The organism is Mesorhizobium sp. M7A.F.Ca.US.006.04.2.1, from assembly GCF_004022915.1.
In the GTDB taxonomy this organism is placed as follows: Bacteria; Pseudomonadota; Alphaproteobacteria; order Rhizobiales; family Rhizobiaceae; genus Mesorhizobium; species Mesorhizobium ciceri.
This window is the reverse complement of sequence record NZ_RZQA01001448.1, coordinates 1-816: the sequence shown is the minus strand read 5'-3', so window position 1 is coordinate 816 and position 816 is coordinate 1. Positions and strand designations below refer to the sequence as shown.

The 816-nt window shown below is 64.6% G+C and carries 2 pseudogenes; one reads left to right on the top strand and one right to left on the bottom strand.

The window, feature by feature from the left end:
- A pseudogene (locus EN925_RS37970) lies at nt 1-538 on the top strand (hypothetical protein); the annotation flags it as partial.
- A 98-nt stretch (nt 539-636) separates the two neighbouring features.
- On the opposite strand, the pseudogene EN925_RS37965 reads toward EN925_RS37970, so the two are convergent.
- Nucleotides 637-816, bottom strand: a pseudogene (locus EN925_RS37965) (hypothetical protein); the annotation flags it as partial.

Below are 816 nucleotides of genomic sequence, written 5' to 3'. Positions count from 1 at the left end.
CCATCGGCCTTGGAAGATCAGCGATTTCGTCACGCTTGGTAGCCCGCTGACCCACAGCGAATTTCTGGTGACGCACAATCTCGCCGAATTCAGGCGCGGCATCGCCGAGCGCCTGTTCTCGGCATGTCCGCCGATTGCCGAGGGAGCGGCGGCCGGTGGCACCGTGCTTTATCAGGAAGGGCGCAACCGTTCTTCCGGCAAGCCGCAGCGGGCGGTGCATCATGGCGCGGTGTTTGCTGCGACGCGCTGGACCAATATCTTCGACCGCGGCAATGGTTGGCTGACGGGCGATCCGATCTCAGGGCCGATGGCGGAGAATTTCGGCCCGGGCATAGAAAACATCCAGGTCGAGCTGCGCGGTTCCCTCGGCCGTGTCTTCACCCACACGCTGTACTGGTCGTTGGCGGCGACCGGTAGCGAGGTTGCCGCCGGCGATCAGCCGCGCTCGCATCTCGCCGTGCTGCGCGACGCTGTCGACCTCGGTCGCAAACTGGAGCCGAGCCAAGCCGAAGTGCCGGCGATTCCTCCCCGAAAATAAGAACGGATTTCAGCGAACGGGGTCGTGGCAGCGCCGCTCGACAACTTCAAAGCAAAGCCGCTCCGGGCGGCCCGGAGTGGCTTTGTTGCAAGTGCAGTTCAACGGTTGGTGATAAAAACCGCTTCCTCATCGTCGCGCTGCCTGCCGCCAAGGGCCGCGGCAGCACTGGCGATAAAGGCGCCGATGGCCAGCGAGAGCGCACCAAGCAAGGCAAACGTCGCGCTGGCCTTCCTGGCTGTGTCGGCGGCCTGCTGCGCCTTGACCTTGGCGTCCTGGGC